At 70.6% G+C, this 19,294-nt stretch carries 20 protein-coding genes and 1 pseudogene; 15 read left to right on the forward strand and 6 right to left on the reverse strand.

What is annotated here, in order from left to right; genetic code table 11:
• Positions 1 to 14: 14 nt before the first annotated feature.
• The 6 genes from SSOG_RS42955 to SSOG_RS42980 all read left to right on the forward strand — a co-directional run bounded on the left by SSOG_RS42955 (position 15) and on the right by SSOG_RS42980 (position 5,250).
• Positions 15 to 821, forward strand: coding sequence for a 5-oxoprolinase subunit PxpA (locus SSOG_RS42955; RefSeq protein WP_009720598.1), 807 nt, complete (start codon positions 15 to 17; stop codon positions 819 to 821).
• A gap of 19 nt (positions 822 to 840) precedes the next feature.
• A complete protein-coding gene (locus SSOG_RS42960) occupies positions 841 to 1,578 on the forward strand; it encodes a 5-oxoprolinase subunit B family protein (RefSeq protein ID WP_039940119.1) in 738 nt (245 codons plus the stop codon).
• Positions 1,575 to 2,579, forward strand: a complete 1,005-nt coding sequence (locus SSOG_RS42965; protein WP_050800188.1) for a 5-oxoprolinase subunit C family protein — start codon at positions 1,575 to 1,577, stop codon at positions 2,577 to 2,579. Before SSOG_RS42960 ends, SSOG_RS42965 begins: the two co-directional genes overlap by 4 nt.
• A 65-nt stretch (positions 2,580 to 2,644) precedes the next feature.
• Positions 2,645 to 3,442, forward strand: coding sequence for an SDR family oxidoreductase (locus SSOG_RS42970; RefSeq protein ID WP_009720600.1), 798 nt, complete (start codon positions 2,645 to 2,647; stop codon positions 3,440 to 3,442).
• Positions 3,443 to 3,466: 24 nt separating this feature from the next.
• Positions 3,467 to 4,636 carry a pyridoxal phosphate-dependent aminotransferase gene (locus tag SSOG_RS42975; RefSeq protein WP_039940121.1) on the forward strand — a complete coding sequence of 390 codons (1,170 nt, stop codon included), beginning with the start codon at positions 3,467 to 3,469 and terminating at the stop codon, positions 4,634 to 4,636.
• Between the two features lie 32 nt (positions 4,637 to 4,668).
• Positions 4,669 to 5,250, forward strand: coding sequence for a TetR/AcrR family transcriptional regulator (locus tag SSOG_RS42980; RefSeq protein WP_039942718.1), 582 nt, complete (start codon positions 4,669 to 4,671; stop codon positions 5,248 to 5,250).
• Between the two features lie 46 nt (positions 5,251 to 5,296).
• On the opposite strand, the gene SSOG_RS42985 is transcribed toward SSOG_RS42980, so the two are convergent.
• Positions 5,297 to 5,806: a GNAT family N-acetyltransferase gene (locus SSOG_RS42985; protein ID WP_009720603.1), complete on the reverse strand. Its 510-nt coding sequence runs from the start codon at positions 5,804 to 5,806 to the stop codon at positions 5,297 to 5,299.
• 330 nt (positions 5,807 to 6,136) lie between these two features.
• Between SSOG_RS42985 and SSOG_RS42990 the strand changes: the two genes are divergently transcribed.
• Genes SSOG_RS42990 through SSOG_RS43005 form a run of 4 tightly spaced genes read left to right on the forward strand, consistent with a single transcriptional unit; the run spans position 6,137 to position 10,044 of the window.
• Positions 6,137 to 7,195 carry an ABC transporter substrate-binding protein gene (locus SSOG_RS42990; protein WP_009720604.1) on the forward strand — a complete coding sequence of 353 codons (1,059 nt, stop codon included), beginning with the start codon at positions 6,137 to 6,139 and terminating at the stop codon, positions 7,193 to 7,195.
• The gene (locus tag SSOG_RS42995) at positions 7,192 to 8,058 is read left to right on the forward strand and encodes an ABC transporter permease (RefSeq protein WP_009720605.1); all 867 of its coding nucleotides are present in this window, start codon (positions 7,192 to 7,194) and stop codon (positions 8,056 to 8,058) included. The genes SSOG_RS42990 and SSOG_RS42995 overlap by 4 nt, the downstream gene beginning before the upstream one ends.
• Positions 8,034 to 8,789 (forward strand): ABC transporter ATP-binding protein, encoded by a 756-nt coding sequence (locus SSOG_RS43000; protein ID WP_009720606.1) that lies wholly within the window; start codon positions 8,034 to 8,036, stop codon positions 8,787 to 8,789. The genes SSOG_RS42995 and SSOG_RS43000 overlap by 25 nt, the downstream gene beginning before the upstream one ends.
• Positions 8,790 to 8,799: 10 nt before the next feature.
• On the forward strand, positions 8,800 to 10,044 hold the full coding sequence (locus tag SSOG_RS43005; RefSeq protein WP_039940122.1) for a vanadium-dependent haloperoxidase: 1,245 nt from the start codon (positions 8,800 to 8,802) through the stop codon (positions 10,042 to 10,044).
• A gap of 91 nt (positions 10,045 to 10,135) precedes the next feature.
• Here the strand turns inward: SSOG_RS43005 and SSOG_RS43010 are convergent.
• Positions 10,136 to 10,666, reverse strand: a pseudogene (locus SSOG_RS43010) (P-loop nucleotide/nucleoside kinase family protein).
• A gap of 2 nt (positions 10,667 to 10,668) precedes the next feature.
• Positions 10,669 to 11,331 carry a TetR/AcrR family transcriptional regulator gene (locus SSOG_RS43015; RefSeq protein WP_009720609.1) on the reverse strand — a complete coding sequence of 221 codons (663 nt, stop codon included), beginning with the start codon at positions 11,329 to 11,331 and terminating at the stop codon, positions 10,669 to 10,671.
• Between the two features lie 73 nt (positions 11,332 to 11,404).
• On the opposite strand from SSOG_RS43015, the gene SSOG_RS43020 reads away from it, so the two are divergent.
• Positions 11,405 to 11,827 (forward strand): Dabb family protein, encoded by a 423-nt coding sequence (locus SSOG_RS43020; RefSeq protein WP_009720610.1) that lies wholly within the window; start codon positions 11,405 to 11,407, stop codon positions 11,825 to 11,827.
• A gap of 460 nt (positions 11,828 to 12,287) precedes the next feature.
• Here SSOG_RS43020 and SSOG_RS43025 read toward each other — a convergent pair whose 3' ends face one another.
• Both SSOG_RS43025 and SSOG_RS43030 read right to left on the reverse strand, forming a co-directional pair.
• The gene (locus tag SSOG_RS43025) at positions 12,288 to 12,470 is read right to left on the reverse strand and encodes a hypothetical protein (protein ID WP_009720611.1); all 183 of its coding nucleotides are present in this window, start codon (positions 12,468 to 12,470) and stop codon (positions 12,288 to 12,290) included.
• The gene (locus tag SSOG_RS43030) at positions 12,467 to 13,825 is read right to left on the reverse strand and encodes an NtaA/DmoA family FMN-dependent monooxygenase (protein ID WP_009720612.1); all 1,359 of its coding nucleotides are present in this window, start codon (positions 13,823 to 13,825) and stop codon (positions 12,467 to 12,469) included. Before SSOG_RS43030 ends, SSOG_RS43025 begins: the two co-directional genes overlap by 4 nt.
• A gap of 656 nt (positions 13,826 to 14,481) precedes the next feature.
• Between SSOG_RS43030 and SSOG_RS43035 the strand changes: the two genes are divergently transcribed.
• The gene (locus tag SSOG_RS43035; protein ID WP_009720613.1) at positions 14,482 to 15,564 is read left to right on the forward strand and encodes an LLM class flavin-dependent oxidoreductase; all 1,083 of its coding nucleotides are present in this window, start codon (positions 14,482 to 14,484) and stop codon (positions 15,562 to 15,564) included.
• Between the two features lie 19 nt (positions 15,565 to 15,583).
• Here SSOG_RS43035 and SSOG_RS43040 read toward each other — a convergent pair whose 3' ends face one another.
• Entirely contained in the window at positions 15,584 to 16,588 is a 1,005-nt protein-coding gene (locus SSOG_RS43040; RefSeq protein ID WP_009720614.1) for a LacI family DNA-binding transcriptional regulator, read from the reverse strand.
• Between the two features lie 110 nt (positions 16,589 to 16,698).
• Here SSOG_RS43040 and SSOG_RS43045 point away from each other — a divergent pair, with 110 nt between their 5' ends.
• From SSOG_RS43045 to SSOG_RS43055, 3 genes are all read left to right on the forward strand, one after another.
• Positions 16,699 to 17,853, forward strand: a complete 1,155-nt coding sequence (locus SSOG_RS43045) for a Gfo/Idh/MocA family protein (protein WP_009720615.1) — start codon at positions 16,699 to 16,701, stop codon at positions 17,851 to 17,853.
• Positions 17,850 to 18,848: a Gfo/Idh/MocA family oxidoreductase gene (locus tag SSOG_RS43050; protein ID WP_009720616.1), complete on the forward strand. Its 999-nt coding sequence runs from the start codon at positions 17,850 to 17,852 to the stop codon at positions 18,846 to 18,848. Before SSOG_RS43045 ends, SSOG_RS43050 begins: the two co-directional genes overlap by 4 nt.
• A gap of 3 nt (positions 18,849 to 18,851) precedes the next feature.
• The coding region (locus tag SSOG_RS43055) for a Gfo/Idh/MocA family protein (protein ID WP_009720617.1) at positions 18,852 to 19,294 on the forward strand (443 nt) is incomplete at its 3' end.

Genomic DNA, 19,294 nt, shown 5'->3' on the forward strand with positions numbered 1-19,294 from the left:
CCCCGGGAGACACCATGGGAATCAACTCCGTAGCCGTCGTCGCCGACCTCGGCGAGAGCTTCGGCAACTACACGATCGGCGACGACGGCGCTCTGCTCGGCCTCGTCACCTCGTCGAACATCGCCTGCGGCTTCCACGCCGGAGACCCGCGCATCATGGACCGGACCGTCGCCGACTGCGTCGAGCGCGGCATCGAGCTGGGCGCCCACCCCGGATACCCCGACCTCGTCGGCTTCGGCCGCCGGCTCATCGAAGCGACCGAGGAAGAGATCCGCACCGACGTCCTGTACCAGCTCGGCGCACTCGACGCCTTCGCGCGGGTGCACGGTGGCACGATCAGCCATGTGGCCCCGCACGGCCGGATGGGCTCGATCGCGCAGACCGACGCCAAGCACGCGCGGGCCATCACCGACGCGATCGCCGCGTACAACACCGACTACGTCGTCATCTGTCAGCGCGGTCTGCTCGCCGAGGAATCGCGCAAGCGCGGACTCGAGGTCGGCTACGTGTTCCTGGCCGACCGGGGATACGGCGACGACGGCATGCCCGTCTCCCGCTCCCACGAGGGCGGCCTGATCTACGACCCCGAGCTCATCGGCCGCCGCTCGGTCCAGGTCGTACAGGAGGGGACCGTACGCTCGGTCAACGGCAACGTGGTTCCGCTCGGACACGACGCCGACGTCCTGCTCCTGCACGGTGACCACCCGTCCGTCCTCGAGAACGGCACCGCGCTGCGGAAGGCGCTCGGCGCGGCGGACATCCGCGTCGCCGGTCTGCGGGACGTCCTGGCGGAGAAGGCGGAGGTCGCGCTCGCCCGCTGAGGGCCGAGCCCATCAGGAGATGACCACAGCACAGTACGGTGCCATCACCGTCGAGCCCTTCGGGGACTCGGCGGTGATGGTGACCATCCCCCACGCCGACCAGGCCATCCGCAAGTCCGGGATCGTGGCCTTCCGCGAGCGGTTCCTGGCCCACCGCCCCCACGGTGTGCTGGACGTCGTCTCCGGTCTCGAGTCCCTGCTCATCGAGTTCGACCCGCTGACGACCGCGCTCCAGCACGTGGAGTACGCGGCCCGGCTGCTGGCGGCGTGGGCCCCGGCACCGTCGGACGGTCCGGACCACCTGCGGACGGTCCGGCAGTTCGCCATTCCCGTGGTCTTCGACGACGAAACGGGCCCCGATCTGGCGTCCGTCGCCGACGACATGGGCCTGGCCCCCGCCGAGGTCGTCGAGGCGATCGCGGAGTCCAGCTTCACGATCTCCCTCCTCGGCGCGGCGATGGCCCCGATGATGGACGGGCTCAAGGTGCCCAGGCCGGTGCGCCGGCTCGCCGAGCCCCGGACCGATGTCGCCCCCGGAGCGATCATGATCGCCGGTACTCACGCGATCATCCAGCCGTTCCCCGGTCCGACCGGCTGGCGGGTGGTCGGGCGCACCCCGCGCACCATCGTCGACATCTCCCGACCGGACCCCGTCTCGTTCGGCACCGGCGACATCGTGCGCTTCGTCCCCGTCACCCGGGACGAGGCCGCGGTCCTGGGGCCCGGTTTCCTGCTGCCGGTGGGGGAGTCCGTATGAAGACCGTGGCGCTCGAGATCACCAGCACCGGATGGATCACGACGTTCCAGGACCTCGGCCGTCGCGACACCGAGCGGCGCGGTGTCCCCACCGGCGGCGCGGCCGACCAGCACTCGGCGGCCGTCGCCAACCTCCTCGTGGGCAACCCCCGCGGGGCGACCCTGATCGAGAACCTCGGCGGCGAACTGGCGCTCGTGCCCGACGCCGACGTCCTGCTCGCCGTGACCGGCGCCCCCGCCCGGGTCACCGTGGGCGGCGGGGCCGTCGAGAGCTGGTCCCCGCTGGTGGTGCCGGCGGGCCACGAGGTACGGATACAGGGGGACGTGAGCCGGGGGACCCGTACCTATCTGGCCGTGAACGGCGCGCTGACCGCGGAGACCCTGCTGGGCAGCGCCGCCCCGGACGCCCGGATGGGGTTCGGGCAGGCCGTCGTCCGGGGTTCGTGTGTCCTGCTGGACACGGAATTCCGGGGGTTCAGCCGGCGGCTGTTCGAAGCGCCGTTGTTCCGGCTTCCCGTTCCGGTCCCGCGCTTCGACGCCGGGCCCTGGGACATCGATGTCGTCCCGAGCCATGGGATCCATACGATCACCGGGATCCGTGAGGTGATCGAGGAGGCGACCTACGTCGTCACCAACCGCTCCAACCACGTCGGGCTGCGGCTCGACGGGCCGGTGCTCCACCCGGACTCCGACACCGAGATCGTGTCGCACGGGGTGCCCGTCGGCGCACTACAGATCCCGCACGCGGACGAGCTGATCGTGCTCGGCCGCTACCGGAGCCTGACCGCGGGCTACCCGATCGTCGGTGTCGCCTCGCGGGCGTCCCTGTCCTTGCTCGGGCAGGCCGGTCCGGGGCGGGAGCTGCGGTTCCGCTGGAGCGACCGCGAGAGCTCGCTGCGCCGGTTCGCGCGGCGCGAGGCGGAGGTGCGCGCACTGGAACACGCGGCCACGGAGGCATTCGGCGCTCTCGGCTTCATGGCACCCTTGCCCCACACAAGATGAGAATGTATTCTCACTTGAAAAATCCATCTCATATCAGTCATGGAGTCAGCCATGGAGGACGAACGGTGACGACGTCGGGCGGCAGGACCGCGCTCATCACGGGAGCGGGCAGCGGGATGGGACTCGAGACCGCACGGCTGCTGGCCCGGGACGGCACCGCCGTGGTGCTCATCGGCCGCAGGCAGGAGGCACTCGACGACGTCGCGGCCACGATCCGCGCCGAGGGCGGGACCGCCCTCGCCATCGCCGCGGACATCACCCGCGCGGACGACGTCACACGAGTCCTCGACCGTGTCCGCTCCGAACTCGGGCCGGTCGACGTCCTCGTCAACAACGCGGGCAGCGCCTCGTCGGTGCTCAACCCGCAATGGCTTCCCCACGACGAGTGGCGCCAGGTCCTCGACGTGAACCTCACGGCGGTCTTCCAGCTCACCCAGGCCGTGCTGCCCGACATGCTCGACCGCGGCACCGGGACCATCGTCACCGTTTCCTCGCTCGCCGCCGTCAACCCCAACCTGCTCGGCGGCGCCGCGTACGGCGCGGCCAAGGCCGGGGTGCGCAACTTCATGACGTTCCTGCACAACACCTTCCGCAACCAGGGGCTGCGGGCGATCACCGTGCTGCCCGGCGAGGCGGACACCCCCATCCTCGACAACCGTGCCCGGCCCCCGGCGCCGGAGGAACGCGCCAACATGGTGCAGCCCGAGGACGTGGCCGAGGCCATCCGCCTCGCCGTCACCCTTCCCCAGCGCGTCGTCCTCCAGGAGATCGTCGTCGCCCCCACGCGCCAGCGCGACACCTCCGCCGACCTCGAGATCAGCCGTTGGGCGGGCGCACCCGCCGACGCCGCACCGCAGGCCTGACCAACCCGCCACCAGGAGGAGCGCATGCCGCCCACCATCACCACGCAGCCGCCCCTGTTCGCCCCCGCTGAGGCCGTCGCCCGGATCGCCGCCGCCTCCCGCCGGACGCAGCAACCGCAGTCGAAGGGCGACCTCGTCTCCCTCGCCATGGGCGAACCCGATTTCGACACACCCCCCTCGGTGACCGAGGCGGCCCACGCCTCGCTGCGCGCCGGACGCACCCACTACTCACCGCTGCTCGGCGAACCCGCCCTGCGCGAAGCGCTCGCCGACAAGCTCACCGGCATCGCCGGGGCACCGGTCTCCGCCTCCGACATCCTGATCACCCAGGGCGGAACCGCCGGGCTCGCCGCCTCGATCCTCGGCATCGTCGACCCCGGCGACAAGGTGGTCATCCCCGACCCCACCTACTCCCTCTACGCGGACCTGGTCAGCATGGCCGGGGGCACCGTCGTACCCGTCCCCCTCGCGCCGGACCTGCACTGGGACCTCGACCGGCTCGCCGACGCCCTCACCGGCGCCAAGCTCTTCGTCTTCTGCAATCCCAGCAACCCGACCGGCATCGTGCACAGCCGCGACGAACTCGACGCGCTCGCCACGTTGCTCGACGGCACCTCCACGATCGTCATCTCCGACGAGGCGTACTCCGACCTCGACTACACCGGCAGGCCCTTCACCTCGACGATCTCGATCGACGGCCTGCGCGACCGCACCGTCTACTGCCAGACCTTCTCCAAGAGCTACGCGATGACCGGCTGGCGCGTCGGCTACCTCTGGGGACCGGCGCCGCTCATCCAGGCGTCCGCCCGCATCCACAACACCTTCAACGGCTCCGCGAACACCGTCGTCCAGGACGCCGCCCTCGCCGCGGTGCAGAGCTGCGACGAGGACGTCGCCCGCATGCGTGCCGCGTACGAGCGGCGCGGTGAGATCATGCGCACGGAACTGGCCGCGATCCCCGGCCTCACCCTCAGCGCGCCGGAAGGAGCCTTCTACCAATTCCCGCGCTACGACCTCGACGTGCCCTCCGTGGAGGTCGTCGCGGCGCTGCGCACCCACGGTGTCGCCGTCCGTCCTGGAAGCGAGTTCGGAGCCCGGGGCGAGGGACACCTCCGGCTGTCGTACGCGGCCAGCGAGGAATCCATCACCGAGGGCGTCCGCCGACTGGCCCGTGGCCTCTCGGCTCTTCGGTGAAGGCCGTCGCGCAGGTCACGGGGGGCCGGCCCATGCGCAGTGACACCGAACGCAACCGCAGGTACCTCATCAAGGCCGCCGCGCGGCTGTTCGAGAACTCGCCGACGCCGGTCAGCCTGGCCGAGATCGCCAAGCACGCCGAGGTGTCCACCGCGACGGCCTACCGGCACTTCTCCTCCGTCGAGGAGATCCTGCACGCCTTCCGCGCCGAAGTGGGCTCCGAACTGTGTGACTTCAGCGCACAGCAGACCACGCGGGGCATGGCGAGGCTCGAGGCGGTGTCGCGCTGCTGGGTTTCCCTCGTCCTCGAACACGGCGGCGCGATGGCGCAGATGCGTTCGCACCGCGGCTACCTCGAGCGGCTGCGTGAGGGGACCGGCTACCTCGCCCCGCAGGCCGAGGCGCTCGCCGAGCCACTGCGGCAGACCACCGAGGAACTCGGCCTCGGAGACCTCGGGGACGAAGCCCTGTACCTGTGGAACACGTTGTTCGACCCACGCGACATCCTCGACCTCATCAAGAGCGGACGCACCGAGGAGGAGGCCGCCACCCGCCTGGTGGCCGCGCTCCGCGGCGCCCTGACCGGCTGGTCCCACGGAGCCGCGATCGGATGAGTGAGGGGTCGGGGCGCGAGCCGCGGGTCCCTCAGGGGAAATCCCGTTACTGCTGGGCTTCGACGCGGTATCGACGCAGGCCGCGCTGCTGGTAGTTGCGCAGCGCGTGCGGGTGGTCATGCGTAGAAGTGTGGAGCCACACCCGGCGTACCGCGTCGGCGCCTACGGGCTCGGTCGCCCAGGCTTGTCGAAGTGCGAGCGTCAGGGCGTACCCTCCGAGGCCCTTGCCGACGTACTCCGGCAGCAGCCCGAAGGCGGTGATCTCCACGTCCCCGCCGTGCTGCGGTTCCAGACAGACGATCCCCGCCGTCTCCTGCTCGTGCGTGATCAGCCAGTACTGGCGCAGCGGACACGCTTGGATCTTCGCTTCCCATTCGTCCTCCGTACGGGAGGCGCTACGCCAGCCGTACGGCTGCCCGACCCGAGCCTGTGTGGTGCGCATCAGCGGCGAGGAGCTGTCGATCCGGAGCAGGCCGAGAGCGAATACCACCGGGGCAAGAACAGAAAGAACATCCGGAGCGGTCATCTCCACGTACGTCGTGACGGTCCTTTTCACAGCGGCAGGCTATCGGTCATGCCGCTCGACGCGTACATGTAACGCGCATATGGCGGCCGTACGAAGTCGTGATTGCCGCTTTCCGGAAGCGTGAACGGGCACTTGACCCGCTCTTGACGTCCTCGCTAGCTTCAGCGGCATGCCGATTTCTCTGCGGTTCACGCAGCGGTGTCCTGTCGATCTGACGCGCCTCGCCGCCGCGCTGTGTAGCTGAATTCCAGCAGCACGCACACCGCTCATCCGCGCGCTTCCCCCGCACTTCTCCCCCCGCGATACCAGTTCATTTTCCGTACGCGCCGATGCCGTACGCCCTGCCCCCGGGAACCCCGTATGCCCAGGCACACCCCGCTCCTCACGGCTGCTCTGGCCTGCACTTTGCTGCTGTCCGGCTGCGCCGACAACACCACCTCATCGACCACCGCCGACAGTAAGAACGTCGCCCACATCAAGATTCCGGACAAGGTGAAAGCCGGCACGTCGATTACGATCGGCGCGCCGGACACTCAGGTGGCGCTGAAGCTCTCGGGGCAGATCAAAAAGCTTCCCTTCAAGGTCAAGTGGGCCAATATCAGTGGGGGACCGCAGTGCTCCGAGGCATTCCGTGCGCATTCCCTGGATCTGTGCGCGTCGGCGGAGATCCCGTCGATACACGCTCACTGGACCGGTCTTGACACCAAACTCGTGGCCGCGGAGTTCCGCAAGGATCCGCTGAAGCACCCCGTCTACGAGCTCGGAATCGCTCCCGGGGCCCACATCGACACCCTGGCGGACCTGCGCGGCAAGAAGATCGCGTACAGCCCGGGGCAGGCCCAGGGCGCGCTGGTGCTGCGGATCCTGGCGAAGGCGGGACTCACCAAGAAGGATGTGCAGCTGGTCGAGCTGCCCAGCACGGGCGACGTGTACCCGACCGCGCTCGGCAGCCACCAGGTGGATGCCGCGCCGCTCGGCGGCGTCAACATCAAGCGCTATCCGGCGAAGTACGGCAAGGACGGCGGGAAGACCATCCCGCACGGCCTGCGGGACGATCCCGCCCATCTGTGGGCGCCGACCGCATCCGTGAGCGATCCGCAGAAGGCGGCCGCCATCAGGGAGTTCATCAAGTTCTGGGCGCGGTCGGAGATGTGGATCGAACAGCACCCCAAGGAATGGATCGACGGCTATTACGTCAAGGACCAGGGCCTCACCCGCGCGGACGGCGAGTACCTGGTCAAACAGAACGGACAGGTGGACATCCCGGACGACTGGACGCCGGCCATCGCGCGCCAGCAGAAGACGGTCGACCTGCTGGCGAAGGAGACGGGCCAGAAGAAGTTCGACACGGGAATCCTCTTCGACCGCCGGTACGAGTCGGTCGCCGCCGACGCGATCGCGAAAGCGGGGAAGCCATGAGCACGGACGTCACGGGCGAGCGGCTGTCCCTCGTCAAGACGGCACCCGCCGCTCCCGCGTCCCCGGCCGCCCGGCGCGAGCGTACGCGCCGTCGGCTCGGCCCCGGGCGGCCCATCCCGTACGGCAGGGCGCTCGGCCCCGTTCTGCTGCTCGCGATCTGGTCGGGCGGTTCGGCCACCGGCCTCATCGACGCGCGCAACCTGTCCGCCCCCTGGACGGTGGTGGCCACGGCGGGCGACCTCATCGCGGACGGCAGGCTCCAGACCAACGTGTGGACATCCGCCGAGCTGGCCGTGTCCGGTCTGGCGTACGGCGTGGCCGCCGGGCTCGTGCTGGCGCTGATCGCGGGGCTCAGCAGGCTCGGCGAGGGAGTGATCGACGGTCCCGTGCAGATCAAGCGGGGCATCCCCACCCTCGCACTCATACCGCTGCTGATCCTGTGGTTCGGCATCGGAGAGTCCATGAAGGTCATCACGATCGCCCTCAGCGCCTTCGTCCCGGTCTACATCCACACCCACAACGGGCTGCGCACCATCGACGCCCGGTACGTCGAACTCGCCGAGACGCTGGGGCTGAGCCGCCCGCGGTTCCTGCTGCACATCGTGTTGCCGGGCGCGCTGCCCGGCTTCCTCCTCGGGATGCGCTTCGCCGTGACCGCCGCCTGGCTGGCCCTGGCCGTTGTCGAACAGGTCAACGCCACCAGCGGGATCGGCTACATGACGGGGCTCGCGCGCACGTACGGGCAGACCGACATCATCATCGTCGGTCTCGTCGTGTACGGACTTCTCGGGCTGCTCTCCGACGGACTGGTACGGCTCGTGGAGAGGAAGGTCCTGTCATGGCGACGCACGCTGGCGGACTGACGGCCACCGCTCGGGAAGCCTCCGCGGCCGTCCGCATCGAGGGACTCGTACGGGCCTTCGGCACCCGCACGGTGCTGGACGGGCTCGACCTGACCCTGCGCCCCGGGGAGTTCGTGGCCATGCTCGGCCGCAGCGGCTCCGGCAAGAGCACCCTGCTGCGCGCCCTCGCCGGACTCGATCACGAGACCGGAGGCGAAGGCGAACTGAGCGCACCCGACCATGTGTCGGTGGTCTTCCAGGACGCCCGGCTGCTGCCGTGGAAGCGGGTACTGGCCAACGTCACCTTGGGCCTCACCGGCACGGACGCCGGGGAACGGGCCCGCACGGCGCTCGACGAGGTGGGCCTGGCCGGGCGGGAGGACGCCTGGCCCGTGGAGCTGTCGGGCGGTGAGCAGCAGCGGGTCTCGCTCGCCCGCTCCCTGGTGCGTGAGCCCGAACTGCTGCTCGCGGACGAGCCGTTCGGCGCACTCGACGCGCTCACCCGGGGCCGCATGCACACCCTGCTGGCCCGCCTGTACGAGCGGCACCGTCCCGCCGTGCTGCTGGTCACCCACGACGTGGACGAGGCCATCGCACTCGCCGACCGCGTGGTGGTCCTGGACGGGGGCCGGATCGCCGCCGACCTCGCCGTGGAGCTACCCGCGCCGCGGCGGCACGGCACCCCCGAGTACGCCGCGCTGCGGACCCGACTGCTCGCCCGGCTGGGCGTTGACGGACCCGACCATCTTTAGGAGTTTGCCGGTGAGTCACATCGCCACCCGACCGTTCCTCCTGGCCCTCGGCGCCGCGTCGCTGCTGGCCACCTCGGCGGCGGTCCCCACCGCCGTCGCCGCGCCCGCCGAGCCCCGTACCCCGGTGGTGCTCGACTGGTACGACACCACGGCCGAGACCATCGCGGCGGCCGGGGCGCCGACCCAGGTGACGAACAGCCGCACCTGGGCGGTGAGCTGGCTCGCGGGGGCACGCGCCACCCACGGGGTGCCCGCGGGCGTCGACCGGAGCGACTACCAGGACGCGGCCCTGGCCTCCGCGGTACACCGCTCCCTGGTGGCCCTCGCGCCGGCGCGCACCGAGCAACTGGACGCCGCGTTCCGCCGCACCCTGGACCAGATCCCGGACGGACCGGCCGAGAACCGGGGCGTGGCGGCCGGTGAGCGGCAGGCCCGGTCCGTCCTCGCGTCCCGGGAGGGCGACGGCCTGGACCCGGCGTCGGTCGACGCCCCGTTCACCGTGCCGCCCGCGTCCCCCGGGGTCTGGCAGCCCACGCCGCCGTCGTACGCTCCCGCCACGCAGTACGGCAACCGCCTCGCGCGGCCGTTCGTCCTGTCGGGTGCCGGTCAGTTCCGGCTCGGGCCGCCCCCGGCGCTGGACTCGCGGACGTACCGGTCGGACCTGGCCGAGGTGCGTGCCTACGGCGCGGCGGACAGCACACAGCGCTCCGCGCGTCAGACAGAGACCGCGAACTTCTGGTACGGCTCCTCGCTGACCCTCTACACCGAGCCGCTGAGGGTGGCGCTGGCCCGGTCCGCCCGGTCGGTGGAGGAGCGGGCGAAGCTGGTGGCGCTGTTCCACATCGCGTCGGTGGACACGCAGATCGCCACCTCCGACACCAAGTACACGTATCAGCGGTGGCGCCCGGTCACCGCCATCCGCACCGGCGCCATCGACACCGACCCCGGCTGGACACCGCTGCACAACACACCGGCGCACCCGGACTACCCGAGCGGCCACAACACCTACTCGGGAGCGGCGGAGGAGATACTGTCCGCGCTGGTCGGCCCGCGCACCGCGCCGTTCGAGCTGACCAGTTCCACCGCGCCGGGTGTCACCCGCGAGTACACGGGCTGGCACCAGCTGACGGCCGAGAACGTCGACGCCCGGATCTTCTCGGGCATCCACACCCGCTCCGCGGACGAGGCGGGCGTCACCCTCGGCAAGAAGGTGGCCGCCCAGGTACTGCGCGAGTCCGGTCGGCTCTTCCGCTGACCGCGCACCACGCGCCGCCGCCCGCCGTGTTCCCCGGCCGACCGGGGAACACGGCGGGCGTTTGCCGAGCGGTGGGCCCTCGCCGGTTGCCTCAGTCCCGGCGGGACGGGGCCGCCACCGCCACTTGGCCGATGGCGCGAAGGACGTCGGTGAGGCAGTCGGCGACGTCGCGCCCGGCGGTGTCCACCACAAAGCGGTCCCGATCCCACGGCTCGTACTCGCGGTTGACGATCTCGGCCCAGGTGGGCAGGGGCAGCCCGGGGATGTCCACGCTGCGCGTGGCCACCCGCCGCTCGTGTTCCACGGGATCCGAGCAGACGACTTCGACCTCCGTCACCGGGACCCCCGCCCGGACCGCCACGTCCCGCCACGCGTCACGTGTGACGGCCAGGGGGTTCACGCATTCGGCAATCACGGTCAGCCCCTGGCCGAGGTGTTCCCCGGCCAGCGCGTAGCCGACGACGTAGCCTGCCGGACCGACCGGATGCGGCTCCAGTCCCGATCACACGATCGCCTGCTCGATGGTGTCGACGCGCAGGTGCACGGCCGCTGTCCGCCGGGCGAGGGCGCGCGCCAAGGTGGTCTTTCCGGTGGCCGGCAACCCGCACATGACGATGAGCATGGTCAAGCGTGGCCCTCTGCGCCGTACGCACGGAGGAAGGCGTCCACCGCGGCATCCGCCACGCCGCGCAGCTCGGCGGCGGGGACGCGACGGGTGCCCAGCCGGGAGCGGACCTCCAGGGGGCCGGTGAGCAGGGCGAGGAAGTGTTCCGCGGCCTGCTCCGGGTCGCAGGGGCGCAGGCGGCCGGAGAGCGACAGGCGGGCCAGCCGATCGGCGAGTGCCGCGTGGGGGCGGTGTGCGGTGCGCTCCTGCACGGTCTCGATCAGGTCGGGGAATCGCGTCACCTCGGCGTAGGTGAGCCAGCGAAGAGCGCGGGCGCGTTCGCCGCAGCACACCCGCAGCAGCCGCTGGGCCAGGTCCGTGAGCGCCGCCCGCAGGTCGTCGTCCGCGGCTCGGTCGCGCAGCCGCTCGACGACCGCGAGGCTCTCCGCCGACAGGGCGTCGGCCGCCGTCTCGATGGCGGAGCGGAAGAGGGTCTCCTTGTCGTTCAGATGGCTGTAGACGGTCGGCTTGGCGACGCGCGCTTCCTCCGCGATCTCCTGGACGCATGCCTGCGCGTATCCGCGCCGCGCGAAGACAGCGAACGCGGCGTCCAGGATGGCCTGCCGCTTGTCGACACGCCCGCGCGGGACACCGCTGGCCCCACTTGACGTTGCTGAACCCATGGGTTAACTGTACCGTCCTTACCGGCTAGGCAGATCTACTGAACCAGTCGGTTCAATCGAAGGAGCGGGAAACATGATCGTTCACACGCTGCGCTTCGCTTTCAAGGACGGGACGAGCGAGGAACAGAAGGAACACGTGCTCGCGCTGATGCGGCGAACGGCGGCCATCGAGTCGGTCTCGTTCGCCACCGTCGGGCAGAGCCTGAGCGACCCGGCCGAAGGCCTCACCCACGCCTACTGCGTGGGCATCGAGGATCTGGCGGCTCTGGAGCGGTATATGCACGACCCGGTGCACCTGGCGGGAGATCCCGAGATCCTCCCGCATCTGGACAGGCTCGCCATCGGCCCCGATCTCTCCGACGACATGAACCCGGAGCTGGCCGCCGAGCTCATGGCGCTGCATGAGAAGAAGGCCACGATGTACCCGGAGTGGGCCGCCCAGGTCGAACCGCTCCTCGACATACGGGTCGCCACCCCGGGGCCGTCCCGTTCCTGACCTGACCGGACCCTGTGCCGTTCAGAAGTACGTGTGCGCCGGTGAGGCCGGGACGGGGCCTCACCGGCGCACACAAGGTTGCAACGGGACAGCAACACCACGCTGTTGACGAAGCGCGCCCGACACGCGGAACATCGGTCGGAAGGAACGCTCGACGAATCGGCCGAGCCATCCGCGCGGAACCGAGGGGAGTCGCGATGCAGCACTGCCAGCCGGTGTCCGCATATGACGCGCCCCTGGCCCCGTGCCGCGCCTCCCGCCTGGCCATGCGTCTCCACGTCGATCTGCGGCGCGTCTCCAGCGCGATCTGTCACGCCTGACGGCTCCGGCCGCCCCGCACACCGCTTGCGGTCAACGCCGCGCCATTCCCGCGCCGCACGCTGAATTCCTGTGGCACCTTTCCCGTTTCCCACGGCCCCACCACCCCACGGCCGTACGCACGGCCATGACACACGGGAGATCACCGCATGCCCGTCCCCGCTGAAAACACGCTCACCGTCCGCCCCGTCGCGGGCCAGGGCGCGCTGTTGCGGCTGCGGAAGCCCTCGACGGTGAGGTCCGCGATCCGCTCGTACTCGTCCGGCCGGGCGAAACGCACGCCGACGCCGAGGGCCGGGGAGCCCGGGGGAGCGGTGGGGATCATGCCGCGACGCCGCGGTGCGGGGCCGGTGCGAGACCGAGGTGGTCGCGGAGCGTGGTGCCCTCGTACTCCGTGCGGAAGGCACCGCGCTCCTGAAGTTCGGGGACGACGGTGTCCACGAACTCGTCCAGACCGGTGGGTGTGAGGTGGCCCGAGATGATGAACCCGTCGCAGGCATCGCCCTGCACATAGGCGTTGATGTCCGCAGCCACCCGCGCTGGAGTTCCGGTGAACGCGTACCGGCCGGTCAGCTCGATGACCAGCTCGCGGATGCTCAGCTTCTTGGCCTCCGCGACCTCCCGCCATCTGCGCGCCACCGCCAGCGGGTCGTGGTGGTGGCGCGCGCGGTCCCGGGTGATGTTCACGCCCTCGGTGAGCGGTTCGAGATCGGGAAGCGGCCCGTCGGGATCGTAGCCGGACAGATCGCGACCCCAGACCTGCTCCACGTGGGCGATCGCCCCCTGTGGGGTGACCTGCTGGAGCCGGATGTGGCGGGCGCGCTCGCGGGCCTCCGCCTCGGTGTCGCCCAGCACGAACGTGGCCTGCGGCAGGATCTTCAGGTCCTCGCGGGCCCGCCCGTACTTCGCGAGCCGGTCCTTGACGTCGGCGTAGAAGGTCTGACCTGCCTTCAACTCGGCGTGGATGGTGTAGATGGCATCGGCGGTCGCGGCGGCGAACTCGCGGCCGTCGCTGGAGTTTCCGGCCTGGATGAGTACCGTATGGCCCTGCGGGCTGCGGGGCACGGTCGGGTGCGCCGTGATGTCGAACTGCGGCCCCTGGTGCCGTACTTCGGCGATGGCGCCGTCCCGTACGAAGACCCCGGCCCCGGCGTCGGCGACCACCGCGTCCGCCTCCCAGGAATCCCAGAGCTTGCGGGCGACATCGACGAACTCGGCGGCGCGCGTGTAGCGGTCGGCGTGGGCGAGGAAACCGCCCCGGCGGAAGTTCTCGCCGGTGAACGCGTCCGAGGAGGTGACCACGTTCCACGCCGCCCGGCCGCCGGAGAGGTGGTCCAGCGTCGCGAACTGCCGTGCCAGCTCGAACGGTTCGTTGAAGGTGGCGTTGACCGTCCCGGCCAGCCCGATGTGGTCGGTGACCGCCGCCAGCGCGTTCAGCACCGTCAGGGTGTCGGGCCTGCCGACGACATCCAGATCGAAGATCTTGCCGCGGTGCTCACGCAGCCGCAGCCCCTCGGCGAGGAAGAAGAGGTCGAACTTGCCGCGCTCGGCGGTCTGCGCGAGGTGGCGGAAGGAGGAGAAGTCGATCTGGCTACCCGAGCGCGGATCGCTCCAGACGGTGTGGCTGTTCACGCCGGGGAACGCGGCCCCGAGATGAACCTGCTTGACGGGCTTGCTCATGCGGGGATCCCGATGGTGGCGTAACGGCTGTGTCTCGTCGTGCAGCGGAATGACGCGCGCGTTCCTCAGGATGTCGCCCTGGACGGCTTTGATATCCACCGTGCGTTCACCGGGTCGAACTCGGTGACTGCGCATTGCCGAGCAGTGCGAAAGGCCCCCTTGGGTACCAATGGGCAGCACTGGGCGTATCGGCGTGCCGCCTGATGAAAGGGGTTTGTGAGGAAATCAGGAATCTGATTCCGGGGCGCAGAGCAGATCCTAAACGCCCGGGCCATCAACACCGCGCGCTGGAAACCCTGAGCAGGTCGACACAGCGTTCACTGGTCAGTAGCGGGTTCGAGGTCATGAGGAGAGAGTCTGAGGTGGCCCGATAATCGTTGTCAACCACGTCTTGGAATCCGGACGGGGATTACTGGGCGCGGGAGCTCGTTGACATTCCGAACGCTCACGCAGAGACTTCATCACATGTGTGAGGTCCTGCTGCTGACCAGTGAGCGCTGCGTCGACCTTGTCCGCGTGTCCAGCGCGCAGTGTTGATCCTTCGGTCCACCCTGCCTGCGCTGTCCCCTCACCCTCACCCTCACTCAGATCCGGTGCCACGCGTCGGCCGCGTTCCGTCGTGCTCGGTACCGCACTAAGCAGCGATCGGATCCCTCATGAGCCTGGAATTCCTCTGGTACATACCCAACACCGTCGAACCGGGCCACCGCGGTGACGACACCACCTCCGGCTGGGGATCCATCGAGTACTCGACCGACCTCGCCCGGCTGACGGAGGACCGCGGCTGGGACGGCGCACTGCTCGGTACGGGATGGGGGCGCCCGGACACCTTCACCGTCGCAACGGCCCTGGCGGCCCGGACCACCCGCTTCAAGCCCTTGATCGCGGTCCGTCCCGGCTACTGGCACCCGGCGAACTTCGCCGGTGCGGCGGCCACGCTCGATCAGCTCAGCCGTGGACGCGTTCTCGTCAACATCGTCAGCGGGCTGGACAACCCGGCCGCGTACGGCGACACCACCGTCGAACCCCCCGAGCGGTACGCCCGCACACAGGAGTTCCTGCATCTCGTACGGCGCCTGTGGACCGAGGAGGATGTCACCTTCCACGGCGAGCACTTCCAGGTCACCGGGTCAACGGTGGCACCCCGCCCCTACGCCACCGAGTCCAGGGCGCATCCGACGCTCTACTTCGGTGGCGCGTCCCCGGCCGCCGAACGAGTGTCGGCGAGCGAGGCCGATGTGCAGCTCTTCTGGGGTGAACCACTCGATGGGATCGCCGAACGCGTCGACCGGCTCAAGACCTTGAGCGACGAGGTGGGCCGTCGGCACAAGCCGCTCGAATTCGGGCTCCGGATCACGACGCTGGTGCGCGACACCACCGAGGAAGCATGGCGCGCGGCCGAGGAGAAGGTCGCCAAGATGGCGGCCGGCGCCGGTAAGACGAACTGGACCGGGAACCGTAAGGCGGCGGTAGGCCAGCAGCGGCTCTTCGACCTCGCCAGCCGCGGTGAGGTGCTCGACACCTGCCTGTACACCACCCCCGGCACATTCGGCGGTGGGGGAGCGGGAACCACGTGGCTGGTCGGCTCCGCCGACGACGTCGCCGCGGCGCTGAACAGCTACCGCAAGCTCGGCATCACCCACTTCGTGCTCTCCGACACCCCGTACAAGCAGGAAGTCGGCCGCGTCGGCGACCAACTGCCGGACAGGCTGCGGGAACTGGTCCGGCGTGCCCCGTGACGCCGGTCCGACGAAGATCTCAGTCCGTCGCGGGTGGCGCCGTGGTGCCCCGTACTTCGAGGGCCGGCGGCGAGAGGACGGTCTCTGCCGGGCGCGCCGGGTCCGCGATCCGGTCGAGGAGGTGCTGCGCGGCGCGGCGGCCGACATCGTGGCCGGCGTTGTCCACCGTGGTCAGCCACAGGTGCCGCAGGCGTGAGAGGTAGGTGTTGTCGTACCCGACGAGGGAGAGGTCCCGTGGGACCTGGAGGCCCGACTCCTCAGCGGCCGACAGGGCGCCGACGCAGGCGATGTCGTTGAAGGCGAAAACCGCGCTCGGCCGTGGAGTGGAGCTGAGCAGCCGGACCATGGCCCGGTAGCCGCCTTCCTCGGTCAGGTCGCCCTGCTCGACGCGCGCGGTGCCGCCCAGGCCGTGCTCGCGCATGACCGTCTCGAAGCTGCGTCGGCGCAGCTCGCCGACGACGCCCTGGCCCGCGATGTGGGCGATGCGGCGGTGGCCGAGCCCGATGAGGTGCTCGGTGGCCAGGCGCGCACCGTGTTCGTCGTCGTTGGCGACGACGTCGACGCGGGGCAGCACCGGTTCGCGGGCGCCCGCCACCACGGTGGGGATGTGGGTGGCCGCGGCGCGCAGCACGTTCGAGGGGGGCAGGGTGCCCACGGCTATCAGCCCGTCGACCCGCAGTTCGGTGAAGGTGCGGGTGAGGTCCTCGCCGAGCCGCCGGTTGAGGTGGCCGTCGGCGAGCAGCATGTGCAGACCGCTGTCGTGGAGACGGGAGTTCATGCCGTCCAGCAGCTCCACGAACCAGGGGTTGCGCATGTCGTTCAGCAGCACGCCGACCGAGCGGGTGCGGCGCTCGCTCAGACTGCGGGCGGCGGCGTTGGGCCGGTAGCCGAGATCCTCGACGGCGGCCAGCACGGCCTGCCGCTTCTCGGGGCTCACCTGCTCGGAGCCACGCAGCACCAGGGAGACCAGCGATTTCGACACGCCGACCCGTTCGGCCACGTCACGGATCGTCGGAGGTCTCATGGATGGACCGTTCCACAGGCCGGTGGCGGGTGTCAAAGGCATTGACACGAGGGAGGACGAGACTCAGGGTGAGGTGGAGCAAGAATGGAACGGTCCAATGAAGGGCAGTCATGGCAAGCACGCTCGGCGTCGCCGTCGTGGGATTCGGGTGGATGGGCCGGGTGCACACCCAGGCGTACGCCCGTGTCCCGCACCATTTCCCGGAGGTGGGCGCGCGCCCACAGCTGATCTCGGTGGCGGAGGCGGTGCCCGGCCGGGCCGAGGAGGCCGCGGCGCAGTTCGGGTTCGCCTCGGCCACCCGCGACTGGCGCGAGGTCGCGCGGGACCCGCGGGTGCAGGCCGTCAGCATCACCGCGCCGAACTTCCTGCACCGGGAGATCGGCGTCGCGATGGCCGAGGCCGGGAAGCACATCTGGATCGAGAAGCCGGTCGGCCTGACCACCGATGACGCCCGCGCGGTGGCCGACGCCGTCGCCGCGGCCGGTGTGCAGGGAGCGGTGGGCTTCAACTACCGCAACGCGCCCGCCGTCGAGGCGGCCCGCGAGCTCATCGCCTCCGGCGAACTGGGCACGGTCACCCACGCCCGCGTCCGTCTCTTCAGCGACTACGCGGCCCATCCGGACGGCGCGCTGACCTGGCGGTACGAGCGGGCGCGCGGGGGCAGCGGAGTGCTGGGCGACCTGGCCTCGCACGGCGCGGACCTGGCCCGCTTCCTGCTGGGCGACATCGCCGCCCTGACCGCCGACACCGCGGTCTTCGTCCCCGAGCGGGCCCGTCCCACCGGTGCCACCGCCGGTCACACCCTGGCCACCGGCGGCGAACTCGGCCCGGTCGAGAACGAGGACTACGTCAACTGCCTGCTGCGCTTCGCCTCCGGCGCACGCGGTGTGCTGGAGGCCAGCCGGATCTCGGTCGGCGAGCAGAACAACTACGGCTTCGAGGTGCACGGCACCAAGGGCGCGGTGTTCTGGGACTTCCGCCGGATGAACGAGCTGGGCGTGAGCCGCGGGACGACCTACCAGGACCAGCCGGTCAGCACGGTGCACGTCGGCCCGGGCGCCGGTGAGTACGGCGCCTTCCAGCCGGGCGCGGCGACCAGCATGGGCTACGACGACCTCAAGGTGATCGAGGCGTACCGCTTCCTGCGCTCCATCGCCGAGGGCACACCGTACGGGGCCACCCTGGACGACGCCGTACACAGCGCGGCTGTACTGGACGCCATGACAGCGTCCGTCGACAGCGGAGCGTGGGTGAACCTGGTATGAGCGGCGTACGCATCGGCGTGATCGGCGCGGGCAACATGGGCGCCGACCACGTCGCCACGCTCCACCGCCAGGTCTCCGGCGCCGAGGTCACGCTGGTCGCGGACATCGACAAGGAGCGTGCGGCCTCCGTCGCGGGCACCGTGCCCGGCGCCCGCTCCACGGACGACGCCTACGCGGTGATCGGCGACCTGGAGGTCGACGCCGTCGTCATCGCCTCGCACGACACCACCCACGCCGACCTGTCCCTTGCCGCGGTACGGGCCGGGAAGCCGGTGCTGTGCGAGAAGCCGCTCGCCCCCTCGCTCGAGGAGTGCGTACGGGTCGTCCGCGAGGAGCGGCGGGCCGGAGGGGGACTGATCTCGCTCGGGTTCATGCGCCGCTTCGACCCCGCCCACACGGAACTGAAGTCCGCCGTGTCCGCAGGGGACTGCGGCAGTCCGCTGCTCGTGCGCTGCGTCAGCCGGGGCGTGTCCTCCGCACCCGGCTGCACCGATGAGCTGAGCATCACCGGGTCCGCCATCCACGAATTCGACACCGTGCCGTGGCTGCTCGACTCGCCCGTCACCGAGGTCAGCTGGCATGCGCCGCGCTCCACGGCCGCGGTGTCCGGCTTCCGGGACCCGCAGCTGATCCTGCTGCGCACGGCCGACGGCGCCCTCACCACCGTCGAGGTCTTCCTCAACGCCCGCTATGGCTACGACATCCGCTGCGAGGTGGTGGGTGAACACGGCACCGTCGCCCTCACCCATCCGGCCCGGATCGTGGCGGACTCGGCCCGGACCCGGTCCAGCGGCTACCCCGCCGACTGGCGCCCCCGGTTCGCCGACGCCTACCGGCTCGAACTCCAGGCATGGACCGATGCGGTGCGTTCGGGGGCCGCGTCGCCGATGGCCACGGCCCAGGACGGGCTGGTGGCATCCGCGGTGGCCGGGGCCGTCGTCGCGTCCATGCGGGACGGTGGCAGGACCGTCCCCGTGCAGGTCCCGGAGGTCTGACGCATGCCCGCCGCTCCCACCGCCCTGCCCGCCGCCCGCACCCCTGACCCGATGGACGCCCCCGCCCTGCGCTGGGGCGTCATGGGCACCGGCTGGATCGCGGAGCGCTTCGTCCGCTCCGTCCAGGGGCACACCCGCCAGCGGTTCACGGCCGTGGCCTCTCGCGACGCCGCCCGCGCCGAGGACTTCGCGGGCCGCCACGGCATCTCCGGGTCCTACGGCTCGTACGAGGACCTCGCCGCCGCGCCCGACGTCGACGTCGTGTACATCGCCACCGGGCACACCGCCCATCTCGCCTGCGCCCGGATCGCGCTGGAGGGCGGCAAGCACATCCTCGTGGAGAAGCCGATCGGTCTGGACGCCGCGCAGGCGGTCGAGATCGCCGAACTCGCCGAGGAGCAAGGGTTGTTCTGTGCCGAGGCGCTGTGGACGTTCTTCCTGCCCAA

The organism is Streptomyces himastatinicus ATCC 53653 (assembly GCF_000158915.1).
GTDB classification, from domain to species: Bacteria; Actinomycetota; Actinomycetes; order Streptomycetales; family Streptomycetaceae; genus Streptomyces; species Streptomyces himastatinicus.